This window comes from Propionigenium maris DSM 9537, from assembly GCF_027925155.1.
In the GTDB taxonomy this organism is placed as follows: Bacteria; Fusobacteriota; Fusobacteriia; order Fusobacteriales; family Fusobacteriaceae; genus Propionigenium; species Propionigenium maris.
Genome location: NZ_BSDY01000001.1, coordinates 238,770 through 258,965, shown reverse-complemented (window position 1 = coordinate 258,965; position 20,196 = coordinate 238,770). Strand labels below are relative to the sequence as shown.

Annotated in this window: 19 protein-coding genes; 4 read left to right on the top strand and 15 right to left on the bottom strand. The window is 35.6% G+C overall.

Features of this window, described 5'->3' with window-relative positions:
- Positions 1 to 9: 9 nt before the first annotated feature.
- The 14 genes from QMG11_RS01285 to QMG11_RS01220 form a co-directional block, all read right to left on the bottom strand.
- Positions 10 to 1,038 carry a major capsid protein gene (locus tag QMG11_RS01285; protein WP_281832721.1) on the bottom strand — a complete coding sequence of 343 codons (1,029 nt, stop codon included), beginning with the start codon at positions 1,036 to 1,038 and terminating at the stop codon, positions 10 to 12.
- Positions 1,039 to 1,047: 9 nt separating this feature from the next.
- Entirely contained in the window at positions 1,048 to 1,374 is a 327-nt protein-coding gene (locus tag QMG11_RS01280) for a hypothetical protein (RefSeq protein ID WP_281832719.1), read from the bottom strand.
- A 1-nt stretch (position 1,375) separates the two neighbouring features.
- On the bottom strand, positions 1,376 to 2,413 hold the full coding sequence (locus QMG11_RS01275) for a head maturation protease, ClpP-related (protein WP_281832716.1): 1,038 nt from the start codon (positions 2,411 to 2,413) through the stop codon (positions 1,376 to 1,378).
- A complete protein-coding gene (locus QMG11_RS01270) occupies positions 2,400 to 3,905 on the bottom strand; it encodes a phage portal protein (protein WP_281832712.1) in 1,506 nt (501 codons plus the stop codon). Before QMG11_RS01270 ends, QMG11_RS01275 begins: the two co-directional genes overlap by 14 nt.
- Before the next feature lie 9 nt (positions 3,906 to 3,914).
- A complete protein-coding gene (locus QMG11_RS01265; protein WP_281832710.1) occupies positions 3,915 to 4,148 on the bottom strand; it encodes a DUF6148 family protein in 234 nt (77 codons plus the stop codon).
- A gap of 12 nt (positions 4,149 to 4,160) precedes the next feature.
- Positions 4,161 to 5,957, bottom strand: coding sequence for a phage terminase large subunit family protein (locus QMG11_RS01260; RefSeq protein WP_281832707.1), 1,797 nt, complete (start codon positions 5,955 to 5,957; stop codon positions 4,161 to 4,163).
- On the bottom strand, positions 5,944 to 6,549 hold the full coding sequence (locus QMG11_RS01255) for a DUF1441 family protein (RefSeq protein ID WP_281832704.1): 606 nt from the start codon (positions 6,547 to 6,549) through the stop codon (positions 5,944 to 5,946). The genes QMG11_RS01260 and QMG11_RS01255 overlap by 14 nt, the downstream gene beginning before the upstream one ends.
- A 127-nt stretch (positions 6,550 to 6,676) precedes the next feature.
- Positions 6,677 to 7,021, bottom strand: a complete 345-nt coding sequence (locus tag QMG11_RS01250) for a hypothetical protein (protein WP_281832702.1) — start codon at positions 7,019 to 7,021, stop codon at positions 6,677 to 6,679.
- A gap of 361 nt (positions 7,022 to 7,382) precedes the next feature.
- Positions 7,383 to 8,543 carry a hypothetical protein gene (locus tag QMG11_RS01245; protein WP_281832699.1) on the bottom strand — a complete coding sequence of 387 codons (1,161 nt, stop codon included), beginning with the start codon at positions 8,541 to 8,543 and terminating at the stop codon, positions 7,383 to 7,385.
- A gap of 176 nt (positions 8,544 to 8,719) precedes the next feature.
- Entirely contained in the window at positions 8,720 to 8,854 is a 135-nt protein-coding gene (locus QMG11_RS01240; protein WP_281832696.1) for a hypothetical protein, read from the bottom strand.
- 411 nt (positions 8,855 to 9,265) lie between these two features.
- Entirely contained in the window at positions 9,266 to 9,490 is a 225-nt protein-coding gene (gene avs1c, locus QMG11_RS01235) for an AVAST type 1 anti-phage system protein Avs1c (protein WP_281832693.1), read from the bottom strand.
- A gap of 5 nt (positions 9,491 to 9,495) precedes the next feature.
- The gene (locus QMG11_RS01230) at positions 9,496 to 15,231 is read right to left on the bottom strand and encodes a serine protease (RefSeq protein ID WP_281832690.1); all 5,736 of its coding nucleotides are present in this window, start codon (positions 15,229 to 15,231) and stop codon (positions 9,496 to 9,498) included.
- A 9-nt stretch (positions 15,232 to 15,240) separates the two neighbouring features.
- A complete protein-coding gene (locus QMG11_RS01225; protein WP_281832687.1) occupies positions 15,241 to 16,431 on the bottom strand; it encodes an MBL fold metallo-hydrolase in 1,191 nt (396 codons plus the stop codon).
- Positions 16,432 to 16,645: 214 nt separating this feature from the next.
- Positions 16,646 to 17,338, bottom strand: coding sequence for an XRE family transcriptional regulator (locus QMG11_RS01220; RefSeq protein ID WP_281832680.1), 693 nt, complete (start codon positions 17,336 to 17,338; stop codon positions 16,646 to 16,648).
- A 367-nt stretch (positions 17,339 to 17,705) separates the two neighbouring features.
- Here QMG11_RS01220 and QMG11_RS01215 point away from each other — a divergent pair, with 367 nt between their 5' ends.
- From QMG11_RS01215 to QMG11_RS01200, 4 genes are all read left to right on the top strand, one after another.
- On the top strand, positions 17,706 to 18,176 hold the full coding sequence (locus QMG11_RS01215; protein ID WP_281832678.1) for a hypothetical protein: 471 nt from the start codon (positions 17,706 to 17,708) through the stop codon (positions 18,174 to 18,176).
- The gene (locus tag QMG11_RS01210) at positions 18,167 to 19,132 is read left to right on the top strand and encodes a hypothetical protein (protein WP_281832676.1); all 966 of its coding nucleotides are present in this window, start codon (positions 18,167 to 18,169) and stop codon (positions 19,130 to 19,132) included. Before QMG11_RS01215 ends, QMG11_RS01210 begins: the two co-directional genes overlap by 10 nt.
- Positions 19,125 to 19,358, top strand: a complete 234-nt coding sequence (locus QMG11_RS01205) for a hypothetical protein (RefSeq protein ID WP_281832674.1) — start codon at positions 19,125 to 19,127, stop codon at positions 19,356 to 19,358. Before QMG11_RS01210 ends, QMG11_RS01205 begins: the two co-directional genes overlap by 8 nt.
- An 85-nt stretch (positions 19,359 to 19,443) precedes the next feature.
- Positions 19,444 to 19,599, top strand: a complete 156-nt coding sequence (locus QMG11_RS01200) for a hypothetical protein (RefSeq protein WP_281832673.1) — start codon at positions 19,444 to 19,446, stop codon at positions 19,597 to 19,599.
- Positions 19,600 to 19,756: 157 nt separating this feature from the next.
- Here the strand turns inward: QMG11_RS01200 and QMG11_RS01195 are convergent, their stop codons facing one another.
- Positions 19,757 to 20,137: a hypothetical protein gene (locus tag QMG11_RS01195; protein WP_281832670.1), complete on the bottom strand. Its 381-nt coding sequence runs from the start codon at positions 20,135 to 20,137 to the stop codon at positions 19,757 to 19,759.
- Between the last annotated feature and the right edge of the window lie 59 nt (positions 20,138 to 20,196).

Below are 20,196 nucleotides of genomic sequence, written 5' to 3'. Positions count from 1 at the left end.
GTGGATAAATTAAATTACTGTAATGGTAAACCAACCTCTTGCATCATTAGGTACAGGCAGTGGCTTAGACTGCAGCTGTACATGCCTTTTATTACTTCCTGGCTTCACCCATGTATGGGGAACTCTCTTCTCTACAAACAATTGCTCTTCCTCTTCTCCATCTGGGATCTGGGTTATAGCTCCATAGTTCATCTTGATAAACCCTTTCTTTAACCCGACAACTGCTCCAGCCGGCAGTAACGGTTCCTCTGTCTTAGTAGACTCATTGTAATACCACTCACTGAAGGTATAGATCGATACTCCCAGCTTAGGAATATATCCCATATACTTCCCGCCATCTGGAACTTCTTTTGGATCCAGCTGAACCAGTGCAGCATTGGTATGCTTAAGGTAGTTATCAACTATCTTATGCTTTTCAAAAACCTCGTAGGCATCGTGACTCATGATGAGGGTATCTATTCCGTTTCCAGTCTCCTTACCTACCTCCTGTATCTTTTCTAAAAGAAGTGCCATAGGATCGCTGAGTTCACTTGACCATTTTGCATCTCCCATTAACTTCTCTATATTGGCATCTCCATAAGTTATAGCTCTGTTAACGCCCTCGCCTATTACAGGGATAATTCCTTCTGTAAGAAGCTTCATGATCATCCATGCCTCTCTTCTCACTATCATGTCATCTAACTCTTCCAGCTCTTCCCCTACTTTTATAAGCTTCCTGTCATCTGTAGATATTGAGTTGCCATAGATAGTTTGACCAAACTGCCTTTGAAGGAGCCTATCTGCACTTGCTAGCATATATGGTTTTATAATAGGCGGTTCAAACTCTTCAACTGCAAAGCCCGTTTTCTCAATGAATACACCATCTGAATACTCTCCTACAAAGGGAGCCATTCTTCTGTTAGCTTTCTTGGTGTGAATCTCAAATTTTTCCGTAGGGTGTACCTTCTCCTCCCCTACTGCAAACTTATACATAAATGTCTTTGGAAGTTTCATCTGTGCTAAAGCTGCTATAAGTGTGACTAGTGCATATGCTTTCATTAACTCCTCCTATTTAATAAATATTTGTAATTTTCTTGCTTCTGGCTTTAAGGTCTCTATATCAAAGCCCTCTTTAACTCTCATCTTGCTTCCTTGGAATTGGCCATTAACATAAGCCATCACAGGGACATCTTCCACTGCAGTCATATCTGCACAAAGAACAGCATTAAAAGTCGTGGCATCAAATCCTATTTCTCCTATAAGACCATGCTTCCCATTAACCACTCCAAGGGCATCTCCCCTCTTGTATGTCCCTGGAGCTAAGGTTATTTCCTGGGTCAGTGGGTAGACCTGTATCCCCCAAATCAGCCCGTCTGGATTAATTATCGTCTTCACTTTACTTACCTCCCCTGTTATATAGTTCCGCTAACCTGTCACCGGCTTTTAACTGAGCTTCAAATTCCGATTCTTCCACTGAAGGAGGTGGAGTTTCCTCTCCCGGAAGAGCAACTTTACCAGAGGTTACTAGTGTCACTGGATCTACTGAATGAGTATGAAGTGATGGAGTTCCTGGTTCCGTAGGTGTTACCGGCAAACCTTGATCTACTATTGCAAGGCAAACCTCAGCCTTACTTTCCATAGTTTCATACTTGGCCTTTCTTACAAGTTCTTCACTTCCAGGAACATTGATGGTATCTAAAGCCTGTAATCTTGCTCTCTCCTCCTTCTTGCCTTCTTCTATTATTTCGCTATACAGTGCTGGGTTATCACTCTTTAGCTGTTCCCTTGTCATTGTCATAATATCTGTCTCCTTTTTAATTGATGGCAACTCCATCTTAATGGTGTGCTGAAAGGTCTCCATATACTCTTCAAAATTTTCAGAGTTCAGAGGTCCCGAATACATTACAACTCCTTCTCTGACTACTTCCTCTACTATATGAGTAGCCAGACCACACTGAAGTGCTTCTTCCGCTGTATATGTGGTTTCTTCATTTAAAACCTTGATCAACTCTTCCTTTGAGATCTTTACTTTTGTGAGATAGGCATTCATAACACTTTCCTTAAGCTTGGCCAGGTTATCTGCCTCTTTTCTCATAGCATGCTCATCCCCCCATATTAGATTTGAAGGATTATGAATCATCATCTGAGCACAACTGTTTATATGAACTTCATCTGCTCCCATAGGTATCAAACTGGCTGCACTGGCTGCCATACCATCTATATAAGCTATTATCCTGGCTTTATGATTTTTTAAAGCATTGTGTATTGCAATCCCAGAATAAGCACTTCCTCCTGGAGAATTTATTCTTACAGCTATTTCTTCAGCATCACTATGCTCCATAAGAAATTCAGCTATTCTTCTAGAACTATTTGGATTACTTTCACTATCAAAGATAGGACCATAAATTAATAGCTCTACTCTATTCTTCTCCACCTGAATCACCTCCAACAGTTACCTTTGTCTTAGAAACTCCTTTTTCTCTCATTACTCTTTCCTCGTATGCCAGCTGCTCAACAGTCTGATCCCAGTCAGTACCATTTTCTCTAGCAATTCTTGCCCTTGATTTGGTGCCATTTCCAAGGTTAATTGCATCTGCTTCAGCTTCCTTCTTAGGATCGATACTTCCCTGGATAGGCCCGTACCATTCAGCTCTTAAAACCGCTTTTTTTACTAAAGGATTCTGAAAGTACCCAGGGATATCAATATATCCCCTTGCCACTATCTCATCTATAAATTGTTCATAGATTGGCTCACAAAACGATTCTTTTACCCTGGCTCTTCTCTGTAAATACATCTTCCAGGCTTCTAATATTGCTGCTCTTGAGGCTGAGTAGTTACTACTAAAAGCAGTTAGCAGGACTTCATATGGTAGCTCTAAGGCTGCCCCTATGGTTTTACAGGTTGTTATTAAGAAGGTATCGTATGCAATGGCATTCCTCCCTCCCTCTACCACCTCTACACTTTCTCCTGGAGAGAGCTCGGTAATGGATCCCCCCTCCACTTTTTTCGTAACTACCTTTCTGACCTCACCGTTTTCAACTACCGTCTTTTCCTCTTCATCTCTTCCAGTTACTGAAACGGTGCTGTTAATATCTCTCTTTATAAAGATCGGATGAAGGGCTGTAGTTACTGCAGCATCAATTTCTGCTTTCTGCCATTGTCCCACTCTTTTTAAGTCGGTTATAACTGGAGTGAGAACTGGAAGACCCACACGCTGTCCTACTCTTTCCTTGGTAAATAGGCACAGTACGTTTTTCCTACCCAGAGCATCATAAGCACCTATTCTTGAATAAGTTTTTCTTTGGCTCTTTAAAGCTGTGGAAAAGTGGTATGCTGCTATCCTTCCATGGTTATCCAACTCGACACCATTTACTATATTTTTAAGAAAATTATTGCTAGTCTCAGCTTCAAGACGGTGATTCTCCACCAGATCTATCTTTAGGGAAACTATATCTCCCGTCCTTTGATCTGAAGGTAGTATAGCTAGTCCCTCTCCAAATATCAGCCAGGCATAAACATACTGTGACTGAAGCTCGGAGAAATTACTCATTCTCCGGTAATCGCATTGAGTCGATTTGGTCCACATCTCCCAAAGAGTTTCAATCTGCTTTTCAAGCTTCTCCTTCTGTTCCTCATCTACCCCAAGTAGCTTTGCATCTATGGTAGATTTAACCTTCAGGCCTGGACCAACTACATTGGCAACTATCTTTTTTATAGCTGCAGCTGCAATAGAGTTATTTTTAAAGAGAGCTAAGGACCTGGCCATAAGCTTCTTCTTTGACTGAATAATGTCTTCATCTGGGATCTTTAGCTGTGGATTCCAGTATCTGACTACTTTACTAGTGGTAGAGGCCCCTCCTTCTGTATAGAGTGTGGGATCCCTTGTTTGCGAGGCCATCCCTTCATGGTTTCCTTTTACTTCCATTCTCACCTCCTATAGATTGCTTGGAATAATGGAAACTGTCCTTTTGGAATTACCTCCACTGAGATCAATACAAACTCTTTCCCATTCCTTCTTCCCTGCCACGATATCCTTAAGGTCAGCTCTTTCAAGCTCTCTGTCCTCTATCTTGTATCTTTGATTTGAGAGAACCTTCCTCTCGGCATCCATATACTTCCTATACATCTCCTGAGCCTCTTTAAGTGTTATCCCTGTTGCCGGATGCATCAGCCTCCCTCCTTATCTCTTAAAAATGGTAATCTTCTTAACTTTCTTCTTTCCTCTATCCCTCTTCAGGTCTTCAAAATTAGGAGAGAGCTGTTTCAGTGCTGCAGTAGCATAGTTCCTTACATCCAGCGGTTCATTCCTCTTCCTTATCTTTTCCCAGTTAACCTGTTTGTATCCATACCTGTTAACTGTTATAACCTTTCTCTCTGAATAGAGACCTTTAAAGTACTCTGAGTCGTAGCCCCTTGTCGGATCCGATGGGAAGTAACAGTATCCAAACTCCCCTTTTACCTTTTCCAGTCTTTCAAAGAGAAGAACCTTAAGATCATTTACTCCCAGCCTAACCAGGAGTACCGGCTTATTCTTTGTCTTATTAACAATGGAGCTTCTTATGATGTATCCCTTTCTACTTGTATTGTCTCCCTTGATTCCATATATCCCTCTATGCTCCTTCCCATAAAGGTAGTCATAGGTCGACTGGGTGTAGTGTCCTCCCGTATCTATAAAGGTCATCTTGATCTTGAGATAGGATCCGTCCTTATAATAAAACTTCTTTTCCAGGTACTCATCTATCTGCTTCCAAGCTTCTGGGTTATCAGGGTTTCCTCTAAAGACCTTATATTCCACTCCATAACTCTTCTCATCTACTCCCCAGCCTACAACCTCAATTGCAAACCACCCTTTCTGCACGTCCATTCCCGCAGTAAGAACTAAGATGTCCTCATGGAGGGCAGCTCCGTAATCAACCCTGTTATTCTCATAGATATCTTTATAGGCCTTATCCAGTGCCATAACTCCCTTCCAGGGAAGTCCTAGACGTGTATTAACAAATGTGGTCATCTTCAAAGGATCCTTTAGTGCTTGTTTATATTCAAATGCTACATCTCCCCATGGCACCCATGGAGAACTAAACACATTGAAGTGAAATCCCCTAACTTTTACTACAGATGGATTTTGGGAAATAAACTTGCCACCTTTCTGCATAGCCTTCCACTCATACTCTCCATGTAAAGCTCCACACTTTTTACAAGCCATCATAAGGTTCTCATAGTCATAGTCTTCTATTGTCGGATGAGTGTATTCCCCACAGCTTGGACAAGATATGTGCCAAACTTCTTGGGAAGACTGCTTATACCAGTGATAGACCTTAGATGACTCTTCCATACCTGGAGTAGAAGTTATTATTATCTTCCGACTCTGAGCAAAGGTATCTGTTCTTTTGATAGCAAGCTCTATCTGGTCCCCTTCCTTACCTGCTCCCAAGGGGTATCTGTCTACCTCATCTAGAAAAGCTGCCTTAACTGTATTTGATGCTAGCCCTACTGGTGAATTAGCTCCTACTATCTGAAGAAATCCTCCTGGAAAGCTCTTTTTTCTAACCTTTTGAGTAATTCCGCTTAACTTTTCCTTTAGAACCTTACATGATTCAAACATAGGAGATAGCTTAGTCCTGCTATAATCCTCGGCTGCTTCAAAGGTCGGCTGTACCATAAGCATAGGAGAAGGTTTTTGGTGGATAAAATAACCTATGGAGTTGTTTATGACCTCTCCCTTCCCTACCTGATTACAAGTCATCATAACCAAGTAATTAACATTGGTGTCTGTAATACAATCCAGTATTGGCTTTAAGTAGGGAGTCCTCGATGTTTTCCATCTTCCTGGTTCTGAGCTCAGCCCCTGTGGAATGATCCTATGTCTATCAGCCCACTGTGAGATTGTTATATCCTCAGGGGGAGCCAGAAACTCCTTCACCAAGCTCCTCATAAAGCTATAGGTATGCTCTTTTGGAAAAAGACTATCTATACTCATAAGCTTCCAGCTCCTCTAATAACTCATCCATACTGCCAGTAATCTCATCTCTTGTCTTTGGATCCAGTTCATTCTGACTTGCCAGCTTATCGGGGAAAGCTAAAAGGCTCTCTTTAAAACTTATGAGCATCCCTCCCAGAAATTCCTTAACATCAGACTTTTTAACCAGTTCTCCCTTTTTCTCCAGGAGGGCCATTTCTCTGAGTTCCCTGTCTGCTTTCTTTCTTAGAAGGATCTCCTTTTTACTTTCCTCACTATTCCCCAGCTTATATGTAAGATAACCTTGGATAGACTCCTTAAGGTTATAAACACCTACGTCTTCTCTCTTTAAAGCACCTTTCATGGTTAGCTCTCTTACTGTTCTCTCAGCTATCCCCAGGATCTCAGATAGTTCCACCAGGGATACATTCCCCTCCTGGGATCCTCCGTGCCTCCTCTGTTTCATGTCACAGTAGTTCTTAAGGCTCTCTATGAGCTTGTAGCCCTCTCCATACTTAACAACGATTCCATCCCTCTCCAGGTTAGCCAGCTGCTTCTCTGTAACTTGGAAGGCTTCCAAAAGAGTCTTTTTCCTAACTAATTTGATTTTCATATAGGCCCTCCAATTTTTTTAATTCTAATAAGGCGGTGGCGGATAATTTTTTTTATCTCCCGGTGCCCACCTGAGCTTCCCGCGTCACCTCAGTCTGTAGAGATAGGCCCACAGTACCTTAAGGGGATTAATCCACGTATTCAACCTCGGGATCTTCTCCTGTTCCTCCGGACCCCTTGCCTCTCTTCTTTATCTTCAGATTCTCCAGGTCCACATGCTTCTTGTGCTCAAACTTCTCTATATCCAGTTGGTGCTTTCTTTCCTGTATAGGTGTGAGCTCCCCTCTAATCTCAAGCCTCTCCTGTCTTATAGTCTTCAGGGATCCTACATGGAAGCTGGCATCTGTGGGATTGAGCTCCTCCTCTTTTATGGAGTGGGCTATCTTCCCTGTGATCTCCTCATAGTAGCCGTCATATTCCCTGTTAATCTCAGCTCCCGATTTAACCAGGTATTCCCTTGTCCTGTTTGCCACATCCTCTATGAGCCCTCCCTTGATCCACTTCTCCCTCTTGGAATGATAGGCTATGGTCTTTGGATGTGGGCCATGTATTCTCGACAGCTTCCTATAGGAGAGACTGTGGAGCTCATAATCTTTTCTTATCTCTCTCCAGTTATAGTTCAGATTATTTTTAATAAAATTACACCTCCTATGGGATAAGGGAGTAAAAATGGATAAAAGTTTTGATAGAAAAAAACCTCTATTAGAAGGGGCGATTTCGATTTTTTAAAAAAGGTATTTCTATCTTCAACCACCCTCTATTATTGAACTATATTGAATTTTAGGTGTAAGATAATACGTCATAAAGTTTTCCATAAAAAAATGAAGAATAAAATTACACTTTTTTGTTGATCTCACTTACCACTTCCTCCATTCTTTTCAGATATTCCGGATTTCTGTTCTCTACATCCTTTATTAGCATAAACTCCTTTTCAAATATCCTTGTGCGATCATAGATAACCTGCTTTTCTCCTCCGATGCTCTTGAAAACCTCCCTACCCTGATCTATCCCCCAGAGGTGAAGCTGCCTGTACTTGATGAGAGCTGATATAAAGTTATGGGGATGCATCCGGATAAACTGCTTGAATACCCTGACCAGACTCTTTACCTTCCTCTCCTTGGCTGTTTCAAAGGCTTCCTCTGTTAGCCCTGCTTCCGACAGAAGGTCGAAGTAGATAGTATCCAGAATCTTCTCCAGATTGGTCAAGAGGTCCTCCACTGTCTCTGTTTCCCCTAATATCCTCTGGAGGGGCTGCTTCCTCACCATGAACTCGACCCTTGCAAGCGTTGTATACTTTCTGGCTATCTTTACCAGCTCTCCCTTAGGCAGCTCCAGAAAGTCCGGGTCATCCATGAAGGTGTGGCACAGCTGCTCATAGCACTTGTCATAGATCTTCAGCTGCTTATTTGATTTCCCGGTCCTAAACCCACTAAAGGGATTGCTATAGACTGTAGTGGGATGAAACCTCTTCCTCAGGATGTTGTGCTTCTCAGCCAGGAGGATACCTATGGCATCGTGGTATCTGGTGAAGTCCATTGGTAGCTCAAAGGTCCTGTTTATCTCCAGATATGCAGGTTTGCCCTTGAAGATATCTACCATTATTCCATGACTCCTGAGATCTCTCGCCACCCCCTCCAGAGCTCTTATTACTTCCAACCTGTCCCTGACATTTAGAAGGTTGTTCCTATGGAGAGCCTTTGGAAGATTTATATCCAGCTGAGAATACCAGTTATTTTGGTGTATCCCCGTCTTTAAGCTATAGGCCCCCTCCTTTATGGAGACAACTCTTATATCTATCCCACTGTCTACACTGAAGCACTCAATTGGAATAGATAGCTTTATCCTGTCCAATCCTATCTGGGAACCAAGGTTGAACCTCAACTTGCCCTCGGATTTCTTCCTGAGAACTGTCTGCTTCCTATAGAAGCGGAAGATCCTTTCCCAGTCTCTATCTAGTTTCTCCAGGAGCCTTTCTCTTCTGTCTAACTTGCTCACATACTTTCCTCACCACCTTTTTATCCTTACCCCAAAGGGCGAGCTGATATTGACTAGAAGACGATTAAACCAGCTCAGACTTTTGAGTAAGAATAAAAAAGGCCCACCTATGGAAAATAGACTGAATTAACAATCTATTCTTCATAAGTGGGCCCTCTTGGTGCTCCTACTTAACTTTATTTATTCTTTTCATATACTGATACTGTTCTGGTTTCTAGTTGTATTTTTCCATTTAAAGGGACCGTTATTATAATCTCTCCTTTTTTAATGGTATTCAACTTATCCTCGATATCTTTTAATATATCTTTCATGTCTCACCCCTAAAATAATCCTAAATAAAAGCTCTATGAAATCAAACTTAAAATTAATATATCTTCCTCTTCTAATTGAATTATATTTTAATTGTATTTAAAAAGATAGAGGGTCAAAATAGAAAAAGTACCAGAAATAGTAAAACGGTTTTTTAATATAAAATAACGGACTTATTCACAGCTATTTGGTATCATCTTCTCCCCCCTTATTATTTGCTGATTATTCAAAGTTTCTGAATAATATAAAAAGATGGCATCTGATTATAATAATAGACGCCACCTTTTTCATTTTATATCCTTATATATAAGGATACAATTTCATAATTAGTTTATATTCAGGTGCTTCTTCAAATATCATTAATTAATATTATCAAAGTTCACTACTAACCTATATTTAACTAATTTCTTTCATTATTTTAAACGCTCTTTAAAATCTTCGGAATCAATGGTCATCATGGTGTTTGCAAGGCATCGGGCCATTTCATCAACACTCAAAAAATCAATCCTTCCATTAGGAAGATATCTGACTTTTGACAATGAGTCAATTCCTCTTGAAACAGCACTTGAAAAGTTTATTTGGTTTTCTTTAAGTAAATGAAAATTTCTTTCAAAATCTTCTCGTGTCATATCTTCCATTACACTTATCCTCCATGTATTCGTTTTCTTAAATAATCAATAATCATAATTTTTTCTCCGTCATTATATTTAACTAAATGCATTAATCTATAATTATCTCCAAATTTTGATATAATACTTCTATCAACTGTTAATAAACAACCTTCACTTAATGGCATACCAAATCCATCCACATCTAATATAGTTCCTGATTTCCAAACCTTTTTTTGAACCATATCGTTTGGAATAATATATTTTTCTTTAGCTGCTGGATGAATTTCTGAAGGCGTATACCAACTAGTTCTACAATGTCCATAACTTGATTTCAATATTAAAGGAAATACTCCGTTAAAACCATCCATATTTATTGAAGATTCTTTTGGTAATAAGTTACTAGTAAAATAATCATACAATTTTTCTCCTAGAACTGGAGTTTCTCTTTTAGAATCAATTAAAAAACTAACTACTTCTATCCTTCTTCCTCTTCGTTCTTCCTTTTTGGAAACTATCTCATTAAAGTGTAATATCAGCTTTCCATTATCAAATATTGCATTTTCAAACTCTTTGCTTCTTTCTTCAAAAATATCAGTTACTTTTTCATGGATAGAAGGAATTTCATAGGAAAACTTTCTTTCAGAGAAATATGGATTATATTTTCTAAAAAGCTTTTTAAGTTTATTATAATTATTCTGTGTAACATAATCAGAAATAGCTAAATTCATTACAAACTTAACTTTATTTCTATATACCTGAGATAAACCATTTGGAATGGAGTAACTTCTTTCTAAAATTTCATCAATTTTTTTAAAGTTATTTATATCCAATGGTGAAATAGTTTCACTTAAGTTTTTTACTACACTTTCCATAAAGCTTTCATCTAGATGCACTACTTCATTTACTGTTTTTATAAAATAATCTAACCCTGGAATTATTAAATTAGAATATTTATCTAAATCTAATTCTCTCATTAAAGTACATTTTTCATTATTAAAAAAATTCTTTTCTATATCCTGAATAAAATCACTTGCTCCAAGTAAATTATTCTCATGGGCAACCCTAACAATTTCTAAAAAACAGCTTTTTATAATAAAATGTTTCTTCTGTAAAATTCTGTTTTTAAAGTTTTCATTTAAACATATGCAATACCAAATTGCTTCTACATTATTAGTCTGACTTAATACATGCAATATATTTGAAGATATTTCTGATGATTCTTCATTATTTTCAAGAGCCTCCTCTATTAATAATGGTATTATAGTATGAGGTTTAACTTGACCAAGCCAGGCTAATACTTCAATAGCTCTTTTTCTATAAATCAACCCATCAGGTAAATTTGTTAACCAAATTATAAATTTTTCTATTTCATAGCTTTCATCATCCACCTCATTTTCAACCCATTTAAATTGGTCTATAGTTTCTTTAGGCGTATCTATCATTAAACGAACATGAGTTAATACTTCTTTCATTGTTAAAATTGAAGCTGTCTCAGAAAGTTTATCACCGGTCAGTTTTATGAGGTTATTAGCTAGTTGCCAATCAAATATACCGGTTCGTAGAAGTATAGGTTTTAAAAGCTTTATTAGCTCTTGACTACTCTCACAATTTTTTTTCAATAGATTCAAACATTCCGTACTTTCATTGCTATAATAAAAAACATCCCCTATGTCATCATTGATTTGTGATAGTCTATTTGCTAATATTTCTTTTGCTTTAGTATTATTTCCATACTTTAATTCTTCCTTTGCTAAATTGATACTTTTACTTTCTTTTTCCTCACCTTTTAATGATTCAAAGAAATTTTCTTGTTCTGAAGGTTGCCTGAAAACATCTAAAATTTTAAGCTCTTCCATTATGCTATTTACAGTTTCTTTTAGTGAGCTTTTCTCTAAAAACCTAATATAAAGGCTTCTTCGTTCATTATCTAATTCCACTACAAATTGTCTTTTTACTCTTTCAATTAGTAATTGATACTCGGTAAATGAATTAAGTCTAGCAAAATGCAGGATCTCTAATTGAAGTTCAGTAAATTCATCAAAGTACCTCTCATCACCTTGAATAAAAATTTCTGTAAGAGCATATTTAAGTAAAATATCACTATTATCTAATTCTTTAATAAAAGATATCATCGCATCCTGTAGATTAATTTCATTTGTTCCTTGAGTATATCCATAAAACTTATCTACAACATCCGGAGTATCTTTCATAGCATTATTTAATAATAATTCACTATTAGGGAAAGTTAATCTTTTAAAATATTCTAATGATTTTTTATGTCCTAAAACTTTTGACAGGATTCCTACAAATTCTTCTTTATCATCTCTAACATATCTTTGAAATGTCATCTCTCCAGAAGCATAGTCTAAATGCCCCAAAATTTCTTTCATATAAATATCTTTTTTTGGTAGACTATTAAGATGTTTTACTCCTGTTCCCATTAAAGTCAATTGAGATTCTTTATACCATGACGGTCCCATAGAAGTATCAAGCATTTTTTTAAACACGCGATTTGCAATTTCTATGCTACCTATTTTTCCATATAGTTCAACTATTTCTAAAAAATCTCTATTTCTTTCCCAACGATTTAATATGTATTTATCAGTAAAAGATTCTAGCTCTTGTATAAAAGGATAAGCTTTTCTTTCTTTTCCTTTATACTTTACAATTTCATTAGCTATAGCAAACAGAGTCCTTCTGTATCCTTCATTATATAGTCCAAGTTGATAACTATTAAGTATATGACTCTCAAGTTCTTCTATTTTTTCACTGAAAAAATTAAGATAGATAAATGTAATTTCCTTATAAATTAAAGGGAGTAAATGTTCTGGTATAAAGTAACTTCTATCCCATTTAACTCTTTCTTTTAAATCAATATTTAAGCTATTCAATAACTTTGTAATTTCTACATGAATTGCTTCTAGTTTTTCTATTTCTAACTCTGCTTTTGACCTATAACATTTCCCAAGTATTATGCTTGTTGTCTTTATTACTGAGTGTAAAAAATTTTCCCAATTTTGTATCGTAGAAATCTCAGGCAAGGTTTGAAGTTTTTCACTATATCCTATAGCAATCCAATAGTTTTTATATGATAAGAATTCTTTATAATTAAAATCTACTCCATTGCTTTCTCTTAAATCGAATTCTACTTTTTCTTCATTTTCAATTAAGGTTTCTAATAAATTGGTATTTTTACTGAATTGTATTAATGCTTCAATTGCATCGGATTTCTTAGTAACCTTATATTCAAGTAAAAGAAATTCTAAATCTTTAACAGCTTTTAAAACTGCTTGATTATCCTCTTTTATAAAAGTATTATTTTGAGGATCAATGTAAGATAAGAGTATTTTTATAATAACATCAATGCTTCTTTTATCAATTTCAGTTCCAAACATTTTTTTTAAAGTATTAATATCACCGTATACTTCCTTTTCTTTCATCAGCCATGCCTGTATTTCTCCTGACAACCATTGAATTATTTCATCTTTATTCTGAACATTAGCTTCTGTTAGTAGTCGGTTAAATATATCCAACCTTCTTAAAGGATTATATTCTGGAAATAGCACCACTGATTTAATATCTAAAAATAATGTAGATATATCAAAACCTTTATTACTTTCATATTCCTTAATACACCTGTTTCTAATTGCCTCAAATAACTTATTACTTTCTTTAGCAAACCCATCTTTAACAAATTTTCTCAAAAGATAAATAGCGTCAGCATTTGAAACACTCTCAATCAATGAATCTTCTCTGATTATATAATTAAGAATATATTTTTCTTTTCCAATTTCATACAGTGCTCTTGCCATTTCTATAGAAAAGCTTCTAAATAACTTTTCATTTCTAAACTTTAACCTTTGTAAGAGTAATAAAATTCTTATTATTTCTGAAATTTCACCATCATCAATTGCAAAATCAAGTACATTTTTCATATCAACAATCATTGATTCAGGATGCACGTTTTCAATCGAGCAACAGTCAAGCCATTCTTGATTACATCTTTTAACTGCTTCTTTTTTTAAATCCAATTCAGCATTTATTAAATGATATAGTATATTTTCTAAAGAAAATCTTTTTGTTGTATTATCTAGACAAAACTTCGATATAACTTGATGAACGTAATCTTCCATTGCAGCAGTTTCTTTTCTTATAAAATCTGAAAATGAATTATGGTAAATATAAATATCATCCGCACTTTGATCAAGTAAGTGATCGACTATTGAAAGATAATCATCAACTACAAATCTTTCATCAGCAGGAAACATTTCCATAAGGTTTTTTCTAGATATTTGATTTCTTACTCTCGCTAATATTGCTAAAAGTTTTACTAACTCTCTTTTAGATTTGATTTTATCCCAATATATTTTGTAATAGTTTACAATTTCTCCATTAAAAGCAGGAATAGTATTAATAAATTCCTCGTTAATTTCGTCTGGAAAGTTTTCAAGGTAACTTATTAAATATCTTAAATATAGAGGATTCCCTTCACTTTTATGTGCAATTTTATTTATCACAGAATGTTCTAGTTTTTTATATTTAAGATTATCTTTAATAAAGTTAATCACATTAACATGTTCTAAAGGAGAAATACCTACAATCATATTTTCATCTAAGCTATTTCTTAAGTAAATTGGTATATTATTTTCATTATTTCCAAAAATGATAATAAATATATTCTTACTCAAATCCTGAGGTAAAATCCCTAAAAATAAATCTAGTTTTTCTTTGCTTATATTTAAAACTTCGTCTATCCCATCTATAATAAAAACATACTTTTTTTTATGCATTCTAACTTCATTAGAAATATTAAAAAAATAGTCAGAAGACATTTTAATTATATCTTTATAACTGTAAGCTTTATCTTCAATAAAAGAATCATAGAGAAAGTTTGATATACTATTTACAAACCATTTTCCAAAAGTTTCTTCAGATGCTTTATATTGGATATTATAAACTTCATTTACTTCTTTCAAAAAATATTTATTAATTACTTCTATATTTTCATCGTCAAATTTCAAATTTTGGGCTAAAGTAGTTTTACCACTTCCTGGCACTCCTTTAACAAAAATGTATCCTTTATCATTATTTTGAATATTTTCTTTTATTTTAAATTCAGTTGTATGATTTTCGACAATCTCAATTTCATTATGGTTTTCTTCTTCAACAAAAAAAGCATTGCTTACTTGAGTAAGTAGCGGTTTCATTTTAATTGTACTAATTGCTCCCAATGTATTTCTTTTGTCTCTGTCATACGTTATTATCCCTTTAACAATTCCATCAATAACTAGTGGCGCTCCTGATAATCCCATAGTGTTAAAGGTAATCCCGTTATATTCCAAGATCAAATCAAAACTGTCTGTATTATATTTGCTTTTTATTTGCCTTATATTCCCATATAGAGGCATCCCATCATTTTTTTCAATTCCTGGATAACCAAAGGTCTCCCATTCTGCATTATTTGAAATAATGTTATCTGAAAATCTTAAGTTTTCAAATCCTAAAATGCTACTTTCTAATTGTAAAACAACTATATCTAAGTCAAGTTCAATAGCCAATTCTTTTTGTAATGGTTTTGCTTTAACTATAATTGGTTCGTCATTAATGTTCAAAAAATACAATTTAATGTCATTAGTTTGAGAGTAGTCATCTAGACAATGAAATGCTGTTATAGCTTTATCTTCTCCTACAAGAAAAGCAGTTCCTATTTCACTTCCACATTCTAATCTCGCAATATTCTTTTGTAATTGAGTAGGATCTAAAATCATCTTTCCTCCTTAAAGATATAATAAAGTGCTTTTGTTTTCGCAACCTTTTAATATTTCATAATTATATTCTTTTTTCAGGCTTTCATTTTCAAAATTTCTTAACCATTCTATTTCATGATTAAAAACTAATCTTTTAAAGTATTGTTTTTTTTCCAATAAGATTAATTTTATTAAATCTATTCCAGGTTTATTTTTATAACCATTCCCAGAAAAAATCCAATTTTCACCATCTACAAGGCTTAATAACTCTGGTGTTGTGCTCGTCAAGCTTCCATGATGTGACATTTTTATAACGTCAAAAAATAAATTATAATTCTCTTTTTCTTTTAATTTAGTTAGTGATTTTGTAATTATATTAGGGTTGGCATCCCCTAAAAATAGACTTTTCTTGTTCTTATATTCTATAATAACTGCAATTGATGATTCATTTGCTTCTCGTCTATCAATAGCAGGAAATTCTATCTTGCTAATATCAAATTCTTTACTAAATGAACATTTATATGGGGTACTTACTTCTTTCTCTTTTCTTAAAAGAAAAAATTCAAAAGCATCGTCGTATTTTTTTCCTTCACTAAATTCAAAGTTTATTTTTCTTCTTTTTAATTCAGATCGCCATTTTTTAGCAAGTCTTTCTAGAGAATCTTTATAAGGTGAAATTACAATTATATTCAAATCATCAGATAAAGAAATCCTTTTTAGATCTTCTCCAATAATTGCTTCATTATCAAACTTCATATTCCAGTTATACTTATTTTCAAGTATGTATGATGCTAACATACTTCCTTGATATGCACTAATATTTCCACCTTTTTTTGAAGTCATAGCAGTCCCAGTTGCAATGTAATCATCTAGTATCGCGAACTCCCTTGAACTCTCTGTAACGTCTTTAGAATAATCAAAATGAAGATGTTTATAGCTATTATGCCAAATTTCTCTAATTTTAACGATTTTATACTCATCTGAGGTACCATTTTCTTCAAACAAACTTAAAATACCTAGTATATGGTCTTGATCAATATGAGTGACGATTAATAATTCTATTTCTTGTTTCTGATTTTTAATTTCTTTAAGTCTATCCTTTAAAAAATCATCATATGTTTCTCTATATCCTCCGTCAATAAGGATATGTTTTGACTCCCCTTCTCCATAACTTATTAAAAAGGAATCTCCTACTTCAGCTGGAAATACTTCTATTTTCATTATTACTCCTTCATAACTCTTCTATAATTTAAATAAACTTGCTCTATATTCTTTTATTTCAAATACTGACATTCTTAGTTGAATATATTCTTCTCCACAACATTTATTAAGAATAAAGGTTTTCATTAAATCATTTATCAAAAACTAACTATGACCCTCTTAGATTTTTAAGAGAGTCATGTATATACTTAATTTAATTATTAACTTTTATTTTTTACCAACTCTGTTCCGACCAGGTCTTTATAACCCTTCCCTCACACTTCAACTCCTTGGGCTGTAAAACAATAATCGTCTCCACCTCAGGATTAAAGGATACAAGCTGAATTATATTCTGGTTATTGATCACCAACTGCTTTATATAGGTCTCCCCATTGTATGTAAATACACATACCTTATTTGCTAAGGCTTCAGCATCGAGACACATAGTAGGATCTACAAGTGCAACTGTCCCATCAGGTATACTCTTCACTGGCCCCGTCATAGAGTCCCCCTTGACCCTTACAACAAACCTTCCGGGCTTATAGTCCTCTATAGGTATCGGGAACTCCTCTAACTCCTCAGCAAGATTTATATACCCCTGTCCTGCACTTGCAGTCCCATATAATGGAACCTTTTTTGTAGTAATCCTAACTACATTAGATCTATCTTCTTTTTCCCTAGCATTATCCAGATATCCTACAATTTTATATAGCTCTTTGTAATCAACTCCCAGGCCTTTAGCAACCTCCTTCAATAAAAAGGGACTTATCTTTTGTGTAATTCCATTTTCAAGTTTCGAAAGTAAGGAATTTGTTACAGAGATTTTTACAGCTAATTGGTTTAACCCTAAACCTTTTTTCTCTCTGTTCTCTTTTATATATTTTCCTAATTTAATTCTATTTTTTTCATCTATAACATATTTGCTCATAAACCCTCCTTATTACTATATTAGTTTAACTTTTTTATTCTCATTTGAGAAATTTTATTATTTTTTCTATTTACATTTGAGAATAAGAGTGGTAATATCTCATTTGAGAATGAAATATGGAGGTGATATATGACTCTCAATGAAATTAAATCTAAAGCAATTCTTAAGGGCTATACTATGACAAAACTTGCTGAACTTATTGGACTCAATAGGCGGACTATGTATTTGCATATTAATAGCCAAAACGATGCAACCATTAAAAATATTCAAAAAATTTTGAATATTTAATTCTCATTTGAGAACAGTTGGTGTTAACGACTTTTATTATAACATTATTTTTAAAGTTATTTAATTTCAGGAGGTGACCATGGGAAGAAAAGAATCAGCTCTGTCTCTAGAGCTGGAAAGGAGTATGAATATGCAGGTCAGGGTGGAGACCTTTGAGGAGCACCTGAGGCATGCCGGTGTTATAGATAGCCTGGACGATGACAGGAGAAGGAAAAGCTTTAACCTGGATAAGTGGAACGAGGATATGCAGAAGGGATTCTCCCGTGCCAGGGAGAAGCTCTTAAAACTGGAAAATCTCCAGGAGCTAAAGGAGCAGCTAAGGGATCACAACAAAAAGGTGGATAACTACAATACCATGTACTCCATCAAGAGAAGAAACCTGCAGAACCTTGAGCTCCAGTATGAAACCCTGGATGATGAACTCCGTGCCTGGCTCCTGGAGTACGCTCTCCTCTGCAGGGAGAAACTCAGGATCGAAAATTCTACTGTAGAGAGAAAGCTTATCGAGGAGAACCTGGCCAGGAAGAGAGGAGGGCAGAGATGTCAGTAAACCAGAAGTACACCATAGGAAGTGTACAGCAGGACAAGTTGATAGAGTTTGGCCTGGATATCAAGGATGCCTTCATACTGGACTATATCAGGGAGGTCAGCCGGCTTAAAAATGTAGTTAGAAAGGTAGTGGATGGAAGGACCTACATCTGGCTGGACTATAACAAGATGATCAACTACCTTCCCATACTGAGTATCAACAACAAGGAGGTAATAGGAAGGAGGTTTAAAAAGTATGGAGACCTCAAGCTGGTCTCAAGGCACCTGCACAAGCCGTTCAGTTCCACAGGGAGAACCTCAGGGACCTACACCTTCTTTTCCCTGGAAGCTAAGTTTAACTCCCTCTTTGAGATAAACACAATAGAGGATTCACCAGAAGAAAAAGAAGCAAAACTAAGGGAGATGGGACTACTTCCCCACCCGACTGAAAAGTCGGATGAAGAGTCGACTGAAAAGTCGAGTGTGCACCCGACTGAAAAGTCGGATGTTAATACTCCCAATAACAATACTCCCAACATAGATAGCAGTAGCACAGATTCCACTAAAGAGGAGTTTATTTCAAACCTAATGACTCTTCTCTCAAAGTCAGCTGTAAGAAACTTTAATACCAACACCCTGAAGAATATCACCAGGTTCTCCGGTAATGATATCAAGGTGGTAGAGAGGGCTATAGCCTTCATGAAGCTGAAGAACAAAAGTATTACCCCGGGGGTTCTGGTGGCTATACTGAGAGATAAAGATTTCAGAGATGCAGGGAGCATTGCATCCAAGGAGGTGAAGCGGGATGAAAAGATCGAGTTTATGGCAGGGAAGCTCGGAGAGCATGAAGTAAGAAGGCTGAGGGGACTGATACTACAAGAGATAGGCTTTGAATGCAGCGGTGTTGATGATCAGCTTGGAAATATTCTCTGCAGGAAGTTTAACCAGTATATCGATGAAGGAGGTATCTATGTATGATAAGGACCTTAACAAAGTCAGAAAGAATATCCATGTTTCAAGGGCGATCTCCAAGCTCAGAGGGACCTCATACGAGTATATGCAGTTCCTTGAGATATTCTCCCATAAGTATGACTCAGACATAGTAAAAGCAGCTCTCAGGGACCTCTACTTCTTTAACCGCGAAATTAAAGATATCAAGGGGCTGACAGCTGCTCTCATAAGAAAGAACTATAACCTTCAGTGAATCCCTACCAAAGAAGACCTGAAGATAGTTCTTAGTCATTATAATACAGGATTTAACTAATAAATATTATTTTAGGGGGGCTTCTATGCAGATATGCCCGAATTGCTCGGAACGTGTGAGGCACTACTCCACCAGGGCTCTATATGGCGGTAAGAGGAGAAGGTACTACAAGTGCTCCTGTGGAACCAAATTTATAACCATGTATCAGTGTAAGGAGGTCATCATAAAGATCTCAACATAGAGGAGGAGACTATGAAGTTTATACGGAAGCTCTATAAGAGCTATATGAAAAAGAGAATTAAGTACTACTCAAGATAAGGTGATCTTTTGAATAGTTATAAGGAATAAAATAAAGATTTGTTCCTGTAACTAAAAAAGAGCAATAGCTGCTCTTTTTCTTAATAAGTCTTGTTAAGTAAGATTTTATCACTACCTACTTCTCTATCCAGTTTTATAAAAACTGTCACACTAAGAGTTGGATTGTTGACTTCTGTTCTTATATCGGTAACTAGTTCAAGGAGAACAGTTTCAAGTGCTTGTTTATTTATCTTCGACCAGTTAGCATCTCCAAATACTGATTCAATTTCTATTTCTAAAAAAGCTTTATTTGGAGAAATAGTCACATCATAGTCAATATTATTAATTTGGGTTACTCCATCGCTAATAATAGGATATTTTAGCTCAAACTGATTTTCAAGAATATCCTCATTGGCTTCAAAATATCCATTACTAAAAACTGTTACAGATAAAATAAAGATTATAAATAATACTTTTTTCATAGCTGACCTCCTATAGTTCAAGAAAAGAGTTTGATTAATAATAGCATGATCATTCCATT